The 18,655-nt window shown below is 31.7% G+C and carries 19 protein-coding genes; 7 read left to right on the top strand and 12 right to left on the bottom strand.

Translation table 11 applies throughout. The annotated features are described in order from the left end of the window. Positions 1–3,105, top strand: coding sequence for an isoleucine--tRNA ligase (ileS, locus tag METFODRAFT_RS03800; protein WP_007044219.1), 3,105 nt, complete (start codon positions 1–3; stop codon positions 3,103–3,105). On the opposite strand, the gene METFODRAFT_RS03805 is transcribed toward ileS, so the two are convergent. From METFODRAFT_RS03805 to trpD, 3 genes are read right to left on the bottom strand one after another with little or no spacing between them, the layout of a single operon-like run. Beyond that, positions 3,102–4,373 (bottom strand): thiamine-phosphate synthase family protein, encoded by a 1,272-nt coding sequence (locus tag METFODRAFT_RS03805; RefSeq protein WP_007044220.1) that lies wholly within the window; start codon positions 4,371–4,373, stop codon positions 3,102–3,104. The genes ileS and METFODRAFT_RS03805 overlap by 4 nt on opposite strands. 12 nt (positions 4,374–4,385) lie before the next feature. Then, positions 4,386–4,652, bottom strand: coding sequence for a hypothetical protein (locus METFODRAFT_RS03810; protein ID WP_007044221.1), 267 nt, complete (start codon positions 4,650–4,652; stop codon positions 4,386–4,388). Positions 4,653–4,665: 13 nt separating this feature from the next. Continuing rightward, positions 4,666–5,682, bottom strand: coding sequence for an anthranilate phosphoribosyltransferase (gene trpD, locus METFODRAFT_RS03815; RefSeq protein WP_007044222.1), 1,017 nt, complete (start codon positions 5,680–5,682; stop codon positions 4,666–4,668). Positions 5,683–6,294: 612 nt separating this feature from the next. On the opposite strand from trpD, the gene eno reads away from it, so the two are divergent. From eno to METFODRAFT_RS03830, 3 genes are read left to right on the top strand one after another with little or no spacing between them, the layout of a single operon-like run. Then, positions 6,295–7,569 carry a phosphopyruvate hydratase gene (gene eno / locus METFODRAFT_RS03820; RefSeq protein WP_173361553.1) on the top strand — a complete coding sequence of 425 codons (1,275 nt, stop codon included), beginning with the start codon at positions 6,295–6,297 and terminating at the stop codon, positions 7,567–7,569. Positions 7,570–7,612: 43 nt separating this feature from the next. Continuing rightward, positions 7,613–7,852, top strand: coding sequence for a DUF262 domain-containing protein (locus tag METFODRAFT_RS03825; protein WP_048115524.1), 240 nt, complete (start codon positions 7,613–7,615; stop codon positions 7,850–7,852). Continuing rightward, complete coding sequence (locus METFODRAFT_RS03830) at positions 7,794–8,456, top strand: hypothetical protein (protein WP_083820837.1); 663 nt, start codon at positions 7,794–7,796, stop codon at positions 8,454–8,456. The genes METFODRAFT_RS03825 and METFODRAFT_RS03830 overlap by 59 nt, the downstream gene beginning before the upstream one ends. Positions 8,457–8,477: 21 nt before the next feature. On the opposite strand, the gene METFODRAFT_RS03835 is transcribed toward METFODRAFT_RS03830, so the two are convergent. Then, entirely contained in the window at positions 8,478–9,701 is a 1,224-nt protein-coding gene (locus METFODRAFT_RS03835; protein WP_007044225.1) for a proteasome-activating nucleotidase, read from the bottom strand. Positions 9,702–9,917: 216 nt separating this feature from the next. Between METFODRAFT_RS03835 and METFODRAFT_RS03840 the strand changes: the two genes are divergently transcribed. Continuing rightward, positions 9,918–10,400 carry a multiprotein bridging factor aMBF1 gene (locus METFODRAFT_RS03840; RefSeq protein ID WP_007044226.1) on the top strand — a complete coding sequence of 161 codons (483 nt, stop codon included), beginning with the start codon at positions 9,918–9,920 and terminating at the stop codon, positions 10,398–10,400. A gap of 2 nt (positions 10,401–10,402) precedes the next feature. Here METFODRAFT_RS03840 and taw2 read toward each other — a convergent pair whose 3' ends face one another. From taw2 to cbiM, 6 genes are read right to left on the bottom strand one after another with little or no spacing between them, the layout of a single operon-like run. Continuing rightward, on the bottom strand, positions 10,403–11,161 hold the full coding sequence (gene taw2 / locus METFODRAFT_RS03845; RefSeq protein WP_007044227.1) for a tRNA(Phe) (4-demethylwyosine(37)-C(7)) aminocarboxypropyltransferase Taw2: 759 nt from the start codon (positions 11,159–11,161) through the stop codon (positions 10,403–10,405). A 1-nt stretch (position 11,162) separates the two neighbouring features. After that, positions 11,163–12,110, bottom strand: coding sequence for a hypothetical protein (locus METFODRAFT_RS03850; RefSeq protein WP_007044228.1), 948 nt, complete (start codon positions 12,108–12,110; stop codon positions 11,163–11,165). A gap of 36 nt (positions 12,111–12,146) precedes the next feature. Continuing rightward, positions 12,147–12,986: an ATP-binding cassette domain-containing protein gene (locus METFODRAFT_RS03855; protein ID WP_007044229.1), complete on the bottom strand. Its 840-nt coding sequence runs from the start codon at positions 12,984–12,986 to the stop codon at positions 12,147–12,149. A 9-nt stretch (positions 12,987–12,995) separates the two neighbouring features. Beyond that, positions 12,996–13,793: a cobalt ECF transporter T component CbiQ gene (cbiQ, locus tag METFODRAFT_RS03860; RefSeq protein ID WP_007044230.1), complete on the bottom strand. Its 798-nt coding sequence runs from the start codon at positions 13,791–13,793 to the stop codon at positions 12,996–12,998. 57 nt (positions 13,794–13,850) lie between these two features. Continuing rightward, positions 13,851–14,138: an energy-coupling factor ABC transporter substrate-binding protein gene (locus METFODRAFT_RS03865; RefSeq protein WP_007044231.1), complete on the bottom strand. Its 288-nt coding sequence runs from the start codon at positions 14,136–14,138 to the stop codon at positions 13,851–13,853. A 1-nt stretch (position 14,139) separates the two neighbouring features. Beyond that, on the bottom strand, positions 14,140–14,841 hold the full coding sequence (gene cbiM, locus METFODRAFT_RS03870; protein WP_007044232.1) for a cobalt ECF transporter S component CbiM: 702 nt from the start codon (positions 14,839–14,841) through the stop codon (positions 14,140–14,142). 294 nt (positions 14,842–15,135) lie between these two features. Between cbiM and METFODRAFT_RS03875 the strand changes: the two genes are divergently transcribed. Together METFODRAFT_RS03875 and METFODRAFT_RS03880 are read left to right on the top strand one after the other, a co-directional pair. After that, positions 15,136–15,768, top strand: coding sequence for a HoxN/HupN/NixA family nickel/cobalt transporter (locus METFODRAFT_RS03875; RefSeq protein ID WP_007044233.1), 633 nt, complete (start codon positions 15,136–15,138; stop codon positions 15,766–15,768). A gap of 54 nt (positions 15,769–15,822) precedes the next feature. Continuing rightward, on the top strand, positions 15,823–16,530 hold the full coding sequence (locus METFODRAFT_RS03880; protein WP_007044234.1) for a class I SAM-dependent methyltransferase: 708 nt from the start codon (positions 15,823–15,825) through the stop codon (positions 16,528–16,530). A gap of 661 nt (positions 16,531–17,191) precedes the next feature. On the opposite strand, the gene METFODRAFT_RS03890 is transcribed toward METFODRAFT_RS03880, so the two are convergent. Both METFODRAFT_RS03890 and METFODRAFT_RS03895 read right to left on the bottom strand, forming a co-directional pair. Beyond that, on the bottom strand, positions 17,192–18,043 hold the full coding sequence (locus tag METFODRAFT_RS03890) for an endo alpha-1,4 polygalactosaminidase (protein ID WP_007044235.1): 852 nt from the start codon (positions 18,041–18,043) through the stop codon (positions 17,192–17,194). Beyond that, positions 18,040–18,552 (bottom strand): hypothetical protein, encoded by a 513-nt coding sequence (locus METFODRAFT_RS03895; protein WP_007044236.1) that lies wholly within the window; start codon positions 18,550–18,552, stop codon positions 18,040–18,042. Before METFODRAFT_RS03895 ends, METFODRAFT_RS03890 begins: the two co-directional genes overlap by 4 nt. Positions 18,553–18,655 lie beyond the last annotated feature (103 nt).

Raw genomic sequence — 18,655 nt, forward strand, 5'->3', positions numbered from 1 at the left:
ATGAAACAAGTTAAGGGAGTGAATTTTAGAGAATTAGATAAAAAAATAAAAAAATTTTGGGAAAAGAACAAAATATACGAAAAAGTAAAAAAAATGAATGAGGGAAATCCAGAGTATTATTTTGTTGATGGTCCTCCATACTGTTCAGGGGCCATACACTTAGGAACCGCTTGGAATAAAATAATTAAAGATACCGTTTTGAGATTTAAGAGGATGCAAGGATACAATGTTTTAGATAAAGCAGGATGGGACATGCACGGATTGCCAATAGAGGTTAAGGTTGAGAACGAGTTTGGAATAAAAAACAAAAAGGAGATAGAAACAAAAATTGGAACAGAAAACTTCATTGAAAAATGTAAGGAATTCGCTTTGAAACACAAAGAGATAATGGAAGGGCAGTTTAAAAACTTAGGGGTTTGGTTAGATTGGGAAAATGCATATATGCCAATAACAAAGGAATATATGGAAATTGGATGGTGGACATTAAAAAAGGCACATGAAAAGGGATTGTTAACAAAAGATTTGAGGGTTGGATATTGGTGTCCAAGATGCGAAACATCATTAGCAGAGCATGAGGTTAGAGGGGAATATAAAGAGGTTTCCGACCCATCTGTATATGTTAAATTCAAAGTTAAGGATAAAGAGGATGAATATGTTGTTATTTGGACAACAACACCATGGACATTGCCTTCAAACTTAGCGGTTGCTGTGCATCCAGAGTATGATTATGCTTATGTTGAGGTTGAACTTGAAGATAAAAAGGAGATTTGGATTATTGCAGAGAAGTTGGTTGAGGAAGTAATGAAAAGAGCAGAAAAACAAAACAACATAAAATCATACAAGATAATAAAGACAGTTAAAGGTAAGGAATTAGAGGGAATAAAATACATCCATCCATTATTGGAAGAGAATGAAAAGCAGAAGGAATTTGCCAAATTAGAGAATGCTCACACCATCATCTTAGGGGAGCATGTTACATTAGAGGGAGGAACTGGGCTTGTCCACACTGCTCCAGGACATGGGGAAGAGGACTTTGAAGTTGGGAAAAAGTATGGTTTGCCAATCTACTCCCCAATAGACGATGAAGGTAAATATGTTGAAGGAAAATGGAAGGGAATCTTTGTTAAAGATGCAGACAATGAAATAATTGAGACTCTCAAAAATAAAGGGCTTTTAGTATTTGCAGGGAAGATAAAACACAGTTACCCACACTGTTGGAGATGTAAAACCCCATTATTGTTTAGAGCAACAGAACAGTGGTATCTCTCCATTTCAAAAATTAAGGAAGATATTATTGAGCACGCTAAAACCGTTGACTGGGTTCCAAAGTGGGTTGAAACAAGGTATATAAATGGAGTTAAATTCGTTGGGGACTGGAACATATCAAGGCAAAGATACTGGGGAATTCCAATTCCAGTTTGGGTTTGTAAGGAATGTGGAAAATATGTTGTTGTTGGAAGTGTTGAAGAGTTAAAAGAGAGAATGATTAATGATGTTGAGTTGGATGACTTGCATAAACCAACAGTGGATAAAGTTGTATTGAAATGTGAATGTGGAGGAGAGATGAAGAGAATCCCTGATGTTTTAGATGTTTGGTTTGACTCTGGACTCGCTCCTTACGCATCAATTGGGGCAAAAGAACTTAAAAAAGCGGACTTCATTACCGAGGGTCATGACCAGGTTACAAAGTGGTTTTATTCACAACATGCATTGAGTGCGGTTGTATTTGAAGATATTCCTTACAAAAAATGTCTCATGCACGGCTTTACCTTAGATGAGAAAGGAGACAAGATGAGTAAAAGTTTAGGAAACATAGTTAATCCAGATGATGTTGTTGAAAAATATGGTGCGGATTTGCTAAGATTTTACTTACTCAGTGCAAATAAGGTTTGGGAGGATTTGAGATTTGTTTGGGATGAGATGGATGATGTAAGGAGCATGTTCAACACATTATGGAACTCCTATGCATTTGCTGTAAATTACATGGTGTTAGATGAGTTTAAGCCAGATGATGAGTATATGAAATATTTGAGAGATGAGGACAGATGGATTATAAGCAAAATAAACTCGGTTGTGAAGGACTGTATAGGGGCATTAGAAATTCCTCATTTGCATACATACACATGGAAAATAAAGGACTTCATTTTGAATGATTTGAGTAGATGGTATATAAGGTTGATTAGAGATAGGACATGGAAAGAAAAGAATGATACTGACAAATTGGCAGCATACCAAACATTATACTATGTGTTGATGAAATTGATAACAATCCTTGCTCCAGTATCTCCGCACATAAGCGAGGAGATTTACCAAAACTTGAAAACAGATGATATGCCAGAAAGCATATTCATGAATAGAATTACTGTTGATGAGGAGTTCATTGATAAGAAATTAGAAGAAGAGATGGAAATTGTTAGGGATATAGTTGATGCTATATTGAGAGGAAGAGATAAGGCAAAATACACATTGAGATACCCAATAAAGAAAATAACCGTAACTGGGGATGTTGGGGAGACAATTAAAAAATATGGCTACATAATAAAAGAACAAGGAAATGTAAAAGAAATTGAGATTGGAGAGTTTGAGGGCAATTTAATCGTTAAGCCAAATTACAGAGAATTGGGTAAAACCTTCAAGAGTGAGGTTCCAAAGGTTGTGGCAATTATAAATAACTTCAATCCAAAAGAATTGAGGGAAAAACTTAAAGATGGAGAGATTGAGGTTGAGAACTATATTATAAAACCAGAATATGTTGAGTTTAGAATGGAAATTCCAGAAAACATTATTGGAATGGAATTCTCAAAAGGAAACGTATTTATTGATATTGAAATGAGTCCAGAGTTGATAAAAGAGGGATTGATGAGAGAGGTTATAAGAAGAATCCAAGCAATGAGAAAGGACATGGACTTGGATATTGAGGAAAAAGTTAAGGTAAAAATGGAAGGAATTGAGTTTAGTGAGGAGATGCTGAAAGAAATTGAGAAGGAAGTTAGAGGGGAATTTGTTGAAGAGATAAAGGTAGATTATGAGCAAGAATGGGAAATAAAAACACCTAATGGAGAGAAATATAAGGTTAAGATCGGCATTGAAAGGATTAAAAATTAAATATGATCATAGATCTTCTGTATCTCTACAACTTTTTTAACAACCTCTATTGTATTAACGCCTAAAACCCTGATCATTGGTTCCTTTCCATCTCCTCCTTTATCATATATTATATCTGGAACTCCACCAAATTTTTCGCATGCGTATTTTGTTCCCCATTCCATCGTTGATACATTTGGAGGTTCAAGTTTTCTATCAAATGAAGAGATACTGAATTTTTCTGATAAGGCATCTATTAAATCCTCCTCATACCTTATATTCATACATGCCCTAATTTGTGGATTGTAGTTTTTTGCAGTTAAAATAATTTTTGCTATATGCTCTGATGCTCCAAACTCTACATCCCCAACAATATAAAAACCTCCTAATTTATTCTTTATAATCCTCCCAGTCAATGCTGCAACATCTTTAAAACTATTTGGTAAAAGCAAACTCTCAGCGATATTTGAGCCAACCTCGGGAATAAGGCTAAATTCAATCTTTTTTAGTAAATATAGGGCATAACTTAAATTTTTTATTACCTTTTCTTTGTTAATGTAGGTAGGATTTGAGTTGTAGTTGTATTTTGTTTTTGTTGCATAAATTACAGATGCCAAAACAACATCCTTGCCTTTTTTAATTGCCTCTCTCAATCCCTCCCCTTTGCATAAAAATGATGCAATTGCAGAGGAAAATACACAACCTGTTCCATGAACTTCCTTATCTATTTTTTTCCCTTTTATTGTCTCAATAATGCCTTTATCTTTAAGGGTTGTTAGTTTGTCATCAATCCCAGTAATCAAAATGTATGGATTTTTATCAATATTTCCCCAAAGATTGTTTTTTTCTATAAAGTTAATAATGGTGTTAAATTCTTCTTCATTTGGGGTTATTAAATAACTCTCGTTAAATAAATCAATATATCTTCTCAACAAATCCTCATCAACAAACTTGTAGTTTGTTGTTGATTTTAAAACAGGATCACATACAATCTTAAAATCATAATGCCTCTTATATTTCAAAATCAAATCGATTGCATCTTTATTTAAAACACCAGTTTTAACAACAGAAACATCAAAATCTTCAAAAATTGCCTCTAATTGCTCTTCAATAATCTTCTTGGGTATATCCATTTTGTCATAAACCGCCCTATTATTTTGAGGAATGATGGAAGTTGTTATGGTTAGGGGGTTAACTCCTAAAATCTTTGCAGTTTTTGCATCTGCAATAACTCCTGCTCCACCAGTTGGGTCGTAGCCACCAATGATAAGGATATTATGTTTTTTCATTATTTCACCAAATTAAATGGATAATAAGTTTATATCCCTCAAATATCCCCTAATCCTTTCAATGTTCTCCTCTAAATACTTCATCCTTTCCAAATCATTTCTTGCCTCTTCGCCAGTTATAAATCCCTCTGATATATTAAACGCCAAATCCTTACTGCTATTTATGTTGTATTTCTCATACAATTTTCTCAACTCATTTTCCATTTCTTCCAATTCTTCAACAAAAACCTTTTTCATGGATTTTAAAATTAATTTATTATCAACATTAATTATTGGCATAGTATCATCCTTTTTATTTTTGAATGTTATTTGTGAACTCTACAAGTTTTTCTAATTTTTCCATTGCTTTTCCACTATCTATTGATTTCTCTGCCATCTTTATCCCTTCCTCAAGTGACTTCGCTTCATTACAAACATATAAAGCGGCAGCAGCATTAATTAAAACTATATCTCTTTTAGCCCCCTCTTTTCCATCTAAAATTTCCCTCAAAATTCTTGCATTTTCTTTTGCATCTCCTCCTTTCAATTCATCAACATTTGCTCTTTTAAATCCAAATTCTTCAGGAGTTATTGTATATGTTTTTACATCCCCATCTTTTAATTCAGAAATCTTTGTTTCTCCTGTTGTTGTTATCTCATCCATTCCACTTCCATGCACAACCATGGCTCCTTTTAACCCCAACAATTTTAAAACCTCTGCAATCTTCTCAGTTAAGTTTCCATCATAAACCCCAACAACTTGGTATTCAGCGTTTGCAGGATTTGTTAAAGGTCCAAGAACATTAAAGACAGTTCTTATTCCAATCTCCTTTCTAACTGGTAAGGCATGTTTCATAGCAGAGTGGTAAAGGGGAGCAAATAAAAACCCTATCCCTACTTTTTCTATGCATTCTTCAACCTTTTTTGGTGGAATGTCTAAATTAACTCCCAATGCTTCCAAAACATCCGCACTTCCACATTTACTACTTACACTCCTATTTCCATGTTTTGCCACTGCTACACAACAACCTGCAACAACAAACGCAACGGTTGTACTTATGTTGAATGTATTTAAATTGTCTCCACCGGTTCCACAAGTATCTACAAGTTTATCAACTTTTGGATTAATTTTTGTGGCAAATTCTCTCATAACCTTTGCAAATGATGCAATCTCTACTGGAGTCTCTCCTTTCATTCTTAAAGCTGTTAATATTGATGCTATTTGTGGTTGTGTGGCTTTCCCACCCATTATTTCATTCATAACTTCAATTGCCTCGCTCTCATCTAAATCTTTAAATTCAACAACCTTTTTTATAGCATCTGTTATCATATTTTCACCATTACATTTATTAATAATGTGTGAAATTCGCTTTCAATAAATTGCTTCAATTGATTAGTTTGTTTTTTATTTTAGTTTTTGTTATTTTTATTTTATTTATTGTTTTCTTGGATTATATTCAAACTTTTAAATATTTATTTTTTATTTTTAGGCAATTGGTAGTAAAAACATTTATATACGATGTACTATAGAAAACACAACTAGGTTCACCACTTAATTGTTGAATTCAACACTATTTTTTCCAAAATTATCAGATTTCTTTGAACTTAAAAGAACAATGGAATAAGTTTTCACAACTTTTTTATACATTAAAAATATTGCTAAATTCAAAGTATAGTTGTTTGCGTTAAATATTTAGGTGGAAACCTTCGGTTCGATGGACATAACTCTAATAAATTTGGAATAGACATAACTTATTTTTAAAATTTAGGGTAATGATACAACCATTCAAAATTTATGGTATATAAATATCCACTGCAACCTACGGTTGCAGGGAAGTTGAATAACAAAGTTATTCAACTAATTCCAATAAAATTCGCAAACAACTATATATATAATATCAACAACCATTTTTATAACGGAGGTGAAAATGTGTTAAAACACATTGATGATTCATTTGAAATTTACGATATTCATGCAAGAGAAATTTTGGATTCAAGGGGAAATCCAACAGTTGAAGTTGAGGTATTGACCCTTGGAGGAGGTTTTGGGAGAGCAATAGTTCCAAGTGGTGCATCAACTGGAACACATGAAGCATTAGAGTTGAGGGATAAGTCAAAGAGATTTGGTGGAAAGGGGGTTTTAGAGGCAGTTGATAACGTAAACTCAATCATAAAACCAGAATTAATTGGGTATGATTCAAGGATGCAGAGGGAAATTGATATTATCATGACTGAGTTGGATGGAACTGAGAACAAATCAAAATTGGGGGCTAATGCAATTTTAGCAGTTTCAATGGCAGTAGCAAAAGCAGCAGCAGATACGGCATCACTCCCACTCTACAAATACTTAGGAGGGTTTAACTCCTATATTATGCCGGTTCCAATGATGAATGTTATTAATGGAGGAAAACATGCTGGAAATGAACTTGATTTTCAGGAGTTTATGATAATGCCTGTTGGAACTGACTCAATAACAGAGGCAATAAGAATTGGGGCAGAAACATACCAAGCATTGAAAAAGGTTATTTTAGAAAAATATGGGAAAAATGCTGTAAATGTTGGAGATGAGGGAGGATTTGCTCCATCAATTAAAGATGCAAGAGAGGCATTAGACTTGCTTGTTGATGCTGCAAAGATGGCAGGTTATGAAGATGATATCGTATTTGCATTGGATTGTGCGGCAAGTGAGTTCTATAAGGATGGTTACTACATTGTTAAAGGAGAAAAATTAACAAGGGAGCAATTAATTGAATTATACAAAGAGTTGGTAAATGAATATCCAATAGTGTCTATTGAAGACCCGTTGCATGAGGAGGATTTTGAAGGATTTGCTATAATAACAAAGGAATTAAAAGGCATTCAAATTGTAGGGGACGATTTGTTTGTTACAAACATAAACAGATTGAGGAAGGGAGTTGAAGTTGGTGCTGCAAACGCTTTGCTATTAAAAGTTAACCAAATTGGAACATTGAGTGAGGCAATTGACGCTGCAAACCTTGCATTTAGAAATGGATATGGGATTGTTGTTTCCCACAGAAGTGGAGAAACAGAAGATACAACCATATCTGATTTGGCAGTTGCATTAAATGCAGGGCAAATAAAAACAGGAGCACCAGCAAGGGGAGAGAGAACAGCAAAATACAATCAATTAATTAGAATTGAGGAGGAGTTGGGTTATCCAAAATATGCTGGGAGATATTTTAGGGTGCCATTCTAAATTCTTTAATTTTTTTATTTTTTACCTGGGAGTGGGTGATAAAATGACAAGTAAAACAATTAGCATTAGGAGAATTATAAAAGAATGGAGTTCCTATAAAATACCTACAATTCAGAGAGGATTTGTATGGAATGAAGAAAGAATAAAGGATTTCTTCGAATCAATAATAAAAGGTTATCCCGTAGGTTCAATAATACTTTGGAGTCCTGAAGATGAATTTCCACATGTTCCACTTTGTGATTCCGATACTGAAAATAACTCAAACACTATATTTTATTCCTGAAATAGAAAAGAAAAAATTGGCAAAATGGTTCATATTATCATCTTATGCAGGGAGATACTCAAAAGATTCAAAAATTGAAAAATATATAAATATTATAAAAGATGATAACTTCCCAATTGATGAATTAATTAGAAAACTTGAAAATGAAGATAACTTTACAATTGATAGATTTATGAGAGATAAAGATAACTTTGCAGAATCTTTAAAAGTTCAAGGTAGAAAATACATGATGCTTTTAATGATTGCACTTTTCAAAAATAATGCAAGAGACTGGACAGTGCAAAATAGATTGGTGGTTGAAATTGTAAAAAATAGGGATTACCATAGACATCATATATTCCCAAAAGAATATCTTTCAGAATTCAATATTACTGACAAAGATTTAATAGATGACTTAGGAAATATAACAATAATTGACCGAGTAATAAATGAGTCTATAAATTCAAACAATCCAAAAGAATATCTTCAAAATTATAAAAATTTCCTTAAAGAACATTTAATATCTGAAAACGAGGAATTATGGTCTATTGAAAAATTTGAAGAGTTCTTAAAACAAAGAAAGGAGGGTATATATAATTTAGTTTATAATTTATTCTTGAAATAAAATTTTTTGAAAAAATAAAATTTATCTATACAACACTTCCAAATGTGGAGATATAACTTCTCCTTTTCTCTTTTTACCTATGATTTTATCCACTGCCTTCATGAAATCATCCATTGTTACATACTCCCTTCCTTCTCTAATTGCAAACATACCTGCCTCTGTGCAGATGGCTTTTAATTCTGCCCCTACGCAACCTTCTGTCATTTTTGCGATTTTCTTTAAATTTATGTCCTTCAAGTTCATCTTTTTTGTATGTATTTTTAATATCTCCAATCTTCCTTCCTCATCTGGTGCAGGAATTTCTATGATTCTATCAAATCTTCCAGGTCTTAATATTGCTGGGTCTAATATGTCCAATCTGTTTGTTGCTCCAATAACTTTGACATCCCCTCTTGCTTCAAATCCATCCATCTCCGCTAAGAGTTGCATTAATGTCCTCTGAACTTCCCTATCCCCACCTGTTAAAGCCTCTGTTCTTTTTGCAGCAACAGCATCAATTTCATCAATGAATATTATTGATGGTGCTTTTTCTTTTGCCAATTTAAAGACATCTCTAACCAACTTTGCACCTTCTCCAATGAATTTCTTTACAAGTTCTGAACCAACAATTTTTATGAATGTTGCATTGGTTTCTGCTGCAACTGCCTTAGCAAGCAATGTCTTACCAGTTCCCGGAGGTCCATATAAGAGAACTCCTTTTGGAGGTTCAATACCAATCTTTTCAAACAATTCTGGATTCTTTAATGGAAGTTCAACAACTTCTTTGATTTCTTGGATTTGTTTTGCCAATCCACCAATATCGCTAAATGAAACTCTTGGTCTTTCATCAATCTCCATAGCCATTGCTCTTATATCTTTTTCTTTTGGAAGAATGTCTACTACAGACAATGTCTGCTGGTTTAAACAAACCCTTGCTCCTGGCATTAACTCCTCTGGATTTACGAATTGAGAAACATTAACCAAAAAATGCGGTCCTGTTGAACTCTTTACAACAACTTTTCTATCGCTAACTTTTTCAATGATTGTTCCAATTATCAATGGAGGGACTCTCAACCTGTCAAGTTCTCTCTTTAGGATTTCATTTTCTTTTATTAATTGTAAATTCTCTCTCTCCAAGTCCCTCTTTTCCATCTCCATTCGTAAAAGTTTGCTTTCCAATTCGGCAATATATGCTTTCTCTTTAAATTCATTTAAATCTATTTTTTCATTGTTTTCTTTTATATCGTTGTATTCTTCATAAGCCATTATATTACCTCCATAAATATATAATGAAAAATAAAATATATATGTGTTGTGAAAATTGGTAATATTTTTAAATTCTAATCTATTAATATCAAAATTTTATAATATTAAATACCTTAATAATATATTTAATATCCATGCTTACGTATTTATATTTAATGGTTAATTGGTATTTCTGTAAAAATCTTCAGCATTCTTTGTTTGAAAGGTGAATTGGATATGAACATTTGTGAACTTTGTGGGAAAGAGACAACAAAATTATACAAAGTTAGGATTGAAGGCGTTGAAATGACTGTGTGTAAGGAATGTGCAAAATTTGGAGTTACCCCAAAAAGTTATTCAAGGTTAGGGGTTGCCAAAACCCCTACTTCAAAAACCACATCTACAAAAAAATCAAAAAGACCTTATAAGGATTTATTCGATAACTTAAAAACGCTTGTCGAGGATTATGGTGATGTTATAAGAGAAGCGAGAGAGGAAAAGGGATTGACTATTGAAGAACTTGCAAAGCGTGTAGGGATTAAGGTTTCTACCCTCCATAAAATAGAGAGAAATGAATTAGAGCCAGAAGAAAAATATGTAAAAAGATTGGAGAAGGAATTGGGTATAAGCTTATATGAAGAAGGAGACATTGATTATAGTGCAAGTAGTGGAGATGAGGGATTAACCCTTGGCGATTTCATAAAAATAAGGAGAAAATGATTTTAATTTTTATTTATTCTTTCAAACTCTGCATCAACAACAACATGCCAAACTCCGGGGGCGTATTTTTTTATTTTAAATATTTTATAACCAACTAATTTATAGTTATTTTTTTCTGCATAGAACTTTAACCTTTCAATGGGTCTGATGTTGATAATCTTCTCTGCAACAGTTTCGTGGTAATGAATAATCCCCTTATCCTTTAAAAATTCAAAAGCCTTATCTAAGAACTTGTGTGTTTTATGGACGTAGCCCATTATTATTCTATCCGCAATATCCTTAAACTCAACCTTCCTATTATCGCTTAGAATTGGGACAACATTATTCAATTTATTTAATTTTATGTTTTCACAGAGGTAATGGTAAGAGGTAGGATTTATTTCAATTGCATAAATCTTTTTTGGCTTTGAATGTTTTGCCATTGGAATTGTGAAATATCCAATCCCAGCAAACATATCTACAACAACCTCATTTTCATTGCTAATTTTTGCCATCCTTTCTCTTTCTTTAATATTCCCCATACTCCACATAACTTTTTTAACATCAATTTTAAATAAACACCCATGTTCTTTGTGGATGGTTTCTGTTTCATTCCCATAGAGTATTTTTAAATGTGGTGTTCTAAAATCTCCAGTTATTTGTGCTGTATATTTTGCAATTGTCTTGCATTTTGTTTTTTCTACGAGGTATTTTATCTCTTCTTCATTTAGATTATCCTTAACAATTAAAATATCCCCAATTTTTTGATATTTTATTCTCATATTATCCCACAAAGATACTTATTAAAGCAACAAATAGGATTGTTATAAAAACCCTCGCCAATGTTGAGATGAGCATCAAATTCGTCCCGTCTTTAAACCCATAAATTCCAACATAATATGGAATTAGCCATCTAATCATGGTTATACTCGATAATATGGAACCAAATAATAATGCCCTTATAGCCCTAAATGCATCAATAGTTCCTTCTTTCAACATTGCTCCTGCCATTGTGTAGGATGCTATGGCATTAATCATTGAAGTTATTGATATCGTTAATTCCTCTGTTGAAAATGGCAAAAATCCTATGTAATTTTTTATAAAGTTTGTTAAATAATCAAATATTCCAATTTCAATTAAAAAAGATGTTAGAATTGATGCAATAATCATTGTTTTTAAAATTTGGGAAGAGTTCTTTATGGTCTTTTTTAGTGCATTTTTTAAAGCATGTTTGTAATTTACCTTAATATTCTGTTTTTTCTTATTACTTGCTTTTGTATTTCTCTTTATTAAGGCCTTCCCCAATAATGCAAAAAATAGCGTTTGGAGTAAACCAATCAAAACTAAAATAAAAAAATATATTAATCCCCAATTTCCCAATGTAGCCAACAAAACAGGCAATACAGAATCCCAATGCCTCAACATCGCAGGAAATGCATCTATTAATGAGGCGATATATAATTCCTTCTTATCTATTGCCCCATTCCTATAAAAATCAGCGAGCATGATATTTGCAGTCCTTGGGTCTATAAATGCAGTAGTTATCGCTATTCCACATTCCTCTGGAAGATTTGCAAGTTTTATAAAGATATTTCCAATAAAGGACATTTTTCCAATGATACCAAACTCTATCAAAATTTCTGCAACAAATACTCCTACAATTAACCCAGGAACAGAGTATTTTAAAAATATTAAACTAAGTTCAAGAGTAGAGAGGATTAATTCCATCATAAAATTTTATTTGGAAACCTAACTATTTATAGTTAATTAGCATTTTTCTTCCAAATATCTTCTTAAATTCTTTCTAACTTCCCCAATAGTAAATCCCATTTCAATAGGCAACTCATCTTTATCTCTCAAAACCTCAATCAAATGAGCAACTCTCGGCAATCTTAAATTTGCCTTTCTTATTGTCTCAACATCTTCAAAGACCTCTTTTGGAGTCCCACTTTTTATTATTTGTCCTTTACTCATCACATAAACCCTATCTGCGTAAATTGGGACCAAATCAACATCATGGGTTGATACTATAATCGTCATTCCTTTTTTATTTAACTCATATAGCAATTTCATAATTTGAGATGCTCCAATTGGATCTAAGCCTGCCGTTGGTTCATCTAAAACAATAACATCAGGCTCCATTGCTAAAATTCCAGCGATAGCGACCCTCTTTTTCTGCCCGCCACTTAAATGATGAGGGGGTTTGTTCTCAAAGGCCTCCATTCCTACGGCTTTTAATGATTCTTTAACCCTCCTCTCAACCTCCCCCTCATCCAATCCCAAGTTTAAAGGCCCAAAGGCAACGTCCTGCTTAACTGTTGGGGCAAATAGTTGATCATCTGGATTTTGAAATACGATGCCTACTGTTTTCCTAACCTCAATTAAATCTTTTGAATTGTATTTTATTGATTTTCCTTTAATTAAAATTTCTCCTTTTGTTGGCTTTAAAATCCCATTGAAGTGTAAAAAAAGCGTTGATTTCCCCGCACCATTTGGACCCAATAAGGCAACCATTTCCCCTTTTTTTGCTATAAAGTTTATGCCATTTAACGCCTTTGTCCCATCCGGATATTGAAAATGTAAATCTCTCGTTTCAATTATGTTCATCATTTCACCTTAGATTTTTATGTATGAAGTTATAGCAAAATTTCTTGTCAAATATACCAATATTATCAAAAGTATATCAAATATTGCAATAAATAAAATGTATTTAATTGGTGGATTTTCTATGCTGTGTAGTAATCTCAACTTTCCATCATAACATCTTGCCATCATTGTAATGTTTAATATTTCCCCTTTCTCCCAAGCCCTAATAAATAAATGAGCGGCTAAAGCACCAAGAGATTTGTATGTTGATTTTAAGTTTGAAGTTCCTAACCTTGATTCTTGAGCAAATTTCATCCTTTCATATTCTTCATATAAAACAAAAATATATCTGTAAATAAGCATCATCATATCAACAACAACATCTGGCATCTTCAACTCTCTAAATATATAAAATAATTCAACCATTGGTGTTGTAAAAGCCAAAAATAACATACTACTAATTCCTCCGAGCATCCTCCCAAACAGTAAAACTCCTAAATCAATTCCATCTTTGTATATGGGAATTTCAAATCCAAAGATATTTATCTTGAACCATTCAACTGTTCCAAATAAAAAGGCAAATATTAGTAAATTTAATAATCCAAACCCAAATGGAATCCCAACAAATACAACATAAATTTTCTTCGGGATTTTTGCCTTGAATAACAATAATATAGATACTACAAAAAATATTAACAATGGAACTATTGCTGACTTTGAAAAAACAGAGATTAGAAGTAGAGATAAAGCAAATATAACCTTCAATTTTGGATTTACATGCTTTAACTTATTGTTAAAAGCAATGTTATCAACAGTGTTATATTTCATAAAAGCCACCTTTAAATTCTTTTTAAAAAAAATAAAGATAAAAATAAAAAAAAGATATTAAGCTGCCATCTGTCTTTTTGCATTATAGTATCCAATGTAATATCCAATAATTATAGCCCCAATTGCCGCCTGTAAAGCAAACAATAAACTTTCAATTTCTCCACTTGGAGGTTCCCATATTGGATGAAACCATGGATGATAACCTGTAGCCTCTATTGCTTCAGTACCTACATCATCAGAGCCTCCAAAGTATCCTTGTTCTTCACCTTTACCAGCATACATTATTAAAGGTATAGTAATTATTAATGCAACTAATCCTAATAGTATAATATGTTTTGTTTCCAATTTATTCACCTCCTACAGGGGCAGGATTTAAGTATGGTTTTAGTTCTTCCTCTGGAACAACCCCTAACTTCAACAACAAGTCAGGTCTTAATTTCTTAATGTAGTCCCAAATTATGACTGTTAATAGACCTTCTGCAATTGCTAAAGGAACTTGTGTGTATGCATAAATTACAATGAATTTTGTAAATGCCGCTGTGAATGAAGGTATTGGGAATGCAATTGCTAATTGAACTGCTGTTGTAACATAAGTTAACCAATCTCCAAACAATGCTGCGAAGAATATTGCAATTGAAGAGTTTAATCTTGCTTTAATACATAACCTATATACAATAATTGCGGCAGTTGGTCCAACAATTGCCATTGAAAAATCATTAGCTCCAAGTGTTGTTAAACCACCATGTGCTAAGAATAATGCTTGGAACAATAGAACAATAGCCCCTAAAACAGCAGTTATTGGAACACCAAATAACACTGCCCCTAACCCATTACCACAAGGGTGGGAACAACTTCCTGTAACTGATGGCATCTTTAAAGAACTTAATATAAACATATATGCTCCAGATATTGCAACTAATGGCTTCATTTCTGGACTTTCTTCAAATAATTTTTTTAATTTGTATACTCCATAAGCCATCACTACACCAGACACAATCCACCAAAATGCACACCACATTGGTGGAAGGTATCCCTCCATTATATGCATGTTATCACCCCATTAATTCAAAAGAAATTAATTCAATTACTATAAACTTGATTTATACTATATATAATTAACTATTTTTTATGAGTATTCAAATATACTTTATTAATATGATTTAAATATTATTTTTTCTTATTTATTATTATTTTCTCATAATAAAAATAATTAAAGACATTTTTAATACATATTAAATTTTCTTTTTTAGTAATAAACTATTTAAATATAAGCCTAAGTATAATAATATTAAGTATTACAATAATTTAAATTATTTAAATAATAATTATGAAGGTGTTTTTCATGGAGTTTGTTTTCATTGCAACAGCGTTCATACTCGGTATGTTGCATGCCCTCGAACCCGGACACGGAAAGAGTGTTTTAGCAGCGTACGTTTTGGGAACTAAGGCAGATATTAAAGATGCCATAACATTGGGAGCAACAATAACCTTATCCCACACTTTTGTTGTGTTTATGCTTGGCATTTTGTCAATTTACCTGATGAAAAGTGTAAGTGCAGGGATTGCTCATGATTTGATGAGTGTAATAGGGGGAGCAATACTAATAGGCGTGGGATTGTGGATTTTGAACAATTATTTCCATCCACATGAGCACAAGATAGATACAAAAAAAGGAGTTATTGCCATTGGCTTATCTGCTGGATTAATCCCATGCCCAGCGGCATTGGCTGTCCTTTTACTTTCAATTGCGGAGGGAGATGTTTTAAATGGTCTAATTTATGTGGTAGTTTTCAGCATAGGATTGGCGTTAAGTTTAACAACTTTGTCAGTTTTATTTGTTAAAAGCAAGAGATTCATCAAAAAATATGCTGGAAGTGAAAAAATAAACAAACTTCCATTAATAAGCGGAACCATAATAATTTTGATAGGTTTATATACTTTGGGACATCTAATATTGGAATTTGTTGGATTTTAAAACCGTTAGGTTTTGCCTAACTTTTTCTAAAAGTTTCACTGGATTCGTGAGAGTATGAGATTGGCAAAATATTATGATGCATTGGCAAAGGAGTATGATAAAGCATATAGTTTTGAGAAATTGAAATGGATGAGAGAAGTGGAAAATATTATCATCTCAAAAGAGATTAAAAAGGGGTTTTTTGTTTTGGACGTTGGATGTGGTAGTGGAGAGCAGTTGAAGAAGTTAAATAATGCTGTTGGATTGGATATATCAATAGAAATGGCGAAAATAGCAAATAAAAAGACAAATAAATTAGTTGTTGTTGGAAATGCTGAAAATTTACCTTTTAAAAATAACACCTTTGATTGTGTGATTTCCTTTTTTGGAGCATTAAATCATGTAAATTTAGATAGAGCGTTAAAAGAAATAAGAAGAGTTCTAAAAAAAGATGGGATTTTTATATTTACTGTTGCCAACGCCTATGATATAAAATGGATTCTTAGAAACATAAAAAGAAAAGGCATAAAGAAGACCATAAAAGCAATAAGAAACAAAAAAGGGGAGTTAGTTAGGTTTTCAAATGGGAGGAGGATAAGAGTAAAGACAAAATTTTACACAATTAAATATATTGAAAATGCACTAAATAAATATAATTTTCGTATAAAATACACATTTGGAACAAATATTACAAATTCTTTTATTGATAAATTCATTTATAAAAGTTTTTTAAAGAACTTTGGATGTTATATCGGCGTTGTGGCTAAAAAGAGAAAAATATAAAATAAAAATAAAAAAATAGATATTATAATTTTTTCACTTTTTTATTATTCTTAAAGTGAGTAATGGAATTACTATTAATGTTAGGAGTATTACCCCTAAAGGAATTGGTGTTTTTATTGGTTGGTTGTTGATATTTTGAGTATTATTTTTATAGGTTATATTGAGAACTGCGTTGGCAGATGCACTCTTCATAGTATTAGGAAAAGAAACTGATACATAAACCCAAAATTTATTCTTATCTTTTAAATAATTTGTTAAATTATAAGTTCTAGTATACGGATCATGATTAGTATATTGATTATACTGTTTTGAAAAAGAACCGCCGTTACTACAACTATAACTTATAGTACAACTATAGCTCCAGACAAAACTACCAGTATAACCTGATCTACTCGTCACCTTTAAAATCGCACTTTCAACTGTACCCCATTAGGAATCTGAATAGTAGTATTTCCACTATATGTATTTGTAGTAGCATTTTTATTCATATTTATTGTATAATCTATCTCCTCTGCAAAGCACATCTGTATACTAAATATAAATATGGTGCATAGTAAAAACATCTTTTTCATAATATCACTAATTTTCCATTGGTAATTATATTATTTGTGTTTTATAAAAACAAATATTTAACCTTTTTTTTGAAGATTTGAATATTTAATTAAATTGAATTTAAATTAATATTATTTGTTATCATTGGAATAAACCCATATTTCTCAGCATGTTTTATGCTATTTTTTATCATCTCATCATCGTTATTCACATAATCCAAAGTTAGAACAACTATGCCGTATTTTTCCTTCAAATTTTTTAGTTTTTCACTTTGAGCATTAATCCAATTTAGGTCACTACCTTTCCAATAATATGCCTTCTTATTTTCAAAATCATAGTATGTTGTAAAATCTTCAAATAAAAATCCATCTATGTACGGGGCAGTTTTATCAACAACTTCAAAACCCCTATTTTGGATGATTATGATGTTTGGATTTTCTATTCTAATTTTTTTGACTAATTCAATAACTTCATTTTTTTGGTTTGTGTAAATTGCACTATCAACTGTATCCAAAAATACACCATCAAATCCCATATCCTTAAATTTTTTAACTTCATTTAGCATTATCTTTTGCCATGTTGGTGATGAGACATTTACATAGTAGGACTTCCAATTTTGATTTTTTCCAACAATTATTTTTTGACATTCTTTGAAATATGGCCTATCTTTATCAACTTCTCCAATGCTTAGATAGGCAATAACCTTTATATTTGGATTTAATGACTTTAGTTTTTGAATGTCTTCTTTATTGTAGTTGTATGGTTCAACAATAACTAAATCATACTTTGAGAGTTTTTCTATGTTGTTTGAGCCATAATAAACCCAAAAATTGTTGATATTTAATTTATTTTTTGAATATCCTATGTTGTTATTTGTATCTAAGTAGTTTTTATTATTTTCATTATTTAAACATCCACAAAATAGGACTAAAAATAAAAAGAGAGAGATGATTTTTTTCATTTTTTCACCTTTCTTAAAGTGAGCAATGGAACAACTATTAATGTTAATATTATTGCCCCTAAAGGAATTGGGGATTTTGTTGTTGAGGGTTTATATTCTGGACCAATTTCATCATGTTTTATTGATGTCCAATATTCATGGTCATAATAAGCTACATTTAAATTCTTAGGTCCATACGGATTACTTCCTGTCCAATCTGGATGCTCATTTGAAGTATCAAATAGTTCTGCGGTATAATTTAAATTAACTTTTGCTGTGATATTCCAATGTAAATAATAATATGTATTGCCACTATCCGTATAATTTTCCAACCATAATTTTATGGTGGAATAATCATTTTCATAAGTTTTAGGATTATTCAACTGATTTAAATCCACATAATAATCAAAAGTTTTAGTTTCATTAGTATCTCTATTAGTTATGTTAAATTCAACTGTTAAATAAGCATAACTTTGAGTTATAAACACCAATGCCAATATTAAAAATAATAAATTTTTTCTAATATTCATAATCCCACCATTTTAACACTAATTACCGTAGTTCCCATCAAAACATTAAATATATAACTCAATAGATATATAGTATCAAAAAAATAGTTGAAGGTGATAACAT

The sequence above is a fragment of the Methanotorris formicicus Mc-S-70 genome (genome assembly GCF_000243455.1).
GTDB classification, from domain to species: domain Archaea; phylum AGJL01; class Methanococci; order Methanococcales; family Methanococcaceae; genus Methanotorris; species Methanotorris formicicus.

Coding starts and splice junctions, on each gene's coding strand:
- METFODRAFT_RS03835 (WP_007044225.1), bottom strand. CDS start 9,701: ATGGCTTATGAAGAATACAACGATATAAAAGAAAACAATGAAAAAATA.
- trpD (WP_007044222.1), bottom strand. CDS start 5,682: ATGATAACAGATGCTATAAAAAAGGTTGTTGAATTTAAAGATTTAGAT.
- METFODRAFT_RS03895 (WP_007044236.1), bottom strand. CDS start 18,552: ATGAATATTAGAAAAAATTTATTATTTTTAATATTGGCATTGGTGTTT.
- METFODRAFT_RS03850 (WP_007044228.1), bottom strand. CDS start 12,110: ATGATGGAATTAATCCTCTCTACTCTTGAACTTAGTTTAATATTTTTA.
- METFODRAFT_RS03875 (WP_007044233.1), top strand. CDS start 15,136: ATGGAGTTTGTTTTCATTGCAACAGCGTTCATACTCGGTATGTTGCAT.
- METFODRAFT_RS03825 (WP_048115524.1), top strand. CDS start 7,613: ATGACAAGTAAAACAATTAGCATTAGGAGAATTATAAAAGAATGGAGT.
- METFODRAFT_RS03810 (WP_007044221.1), bottom strand. CDS start 4,652: ATGCCAATAATTAATGTTGATAATAAATTAATTTTAAAATCCATGAAA.
- ileS (WP_007044219.1), top strand. CDS start 1: ATGAAACAAGTTAAGGGAGTGAATTTTAGAGAATTAGATAAAAAAATA.
- cbiQ (WP_007044230.1), bottom strand. CDS start 13,793: ATGAAATATAACACTGTTGATAACATTGCTTTTAACAATAAGTTAAAG.
- METFODRAFT_RS03805 (WP_007044220.1), bottom strand. CDS start 4,373: ATGAAAAAACATAATATCCTTATCATTGGTGGCTACGACCCAACTGGT.
- METFODRAFT_RS03855 (WP_007044229.1), bottom strand. CDS start 12,986: ATGAACATAATTGAAACGAGAGATTTACATTTTCAATATCCGGATGGG.
- METFODRAFT_RS03830 (WP_083820837.1), top strand. CDS start 7,794: ATGTTCCACTTTGTGATTCCGATACTGAAAATAACTCAAACACTATAT.
- METFODRAFT_RS03840 (WP_007044226.1), top strand. CDS start 9,918: ATGAACATTTGTGAACTTTGTGGGAAAGAGACAACAAAATTATACAAA.
- METFODRAFT_RS03890 (WP_007044235.1), bottom strand. CDS start 18,043: ATGAAAAAAATCATCTCTCTCTTTTTATTTTTAGTCCTATTTTGTGGA.
- METFODRAFT_RS03880 (WP_007044234.1), top strand. CDS start 15,823: ATGAGATTGGCAAAATATTATGATGCATTGGCAAAGGAGTATGATAAA.
- cbiM (WP_007044232.1), bottom strand. CDS start 14,841: ATGCATATAATGGAGGGATACCTTCCACCAATGTGGTGTGCATTTTGG.
- taw2 (WP_007044227.1), bottom strand. CDS start 11,161: ATGAGAATAAAATATCAAAAAATTGGGGATATTTTAATTGTTAAGGAT.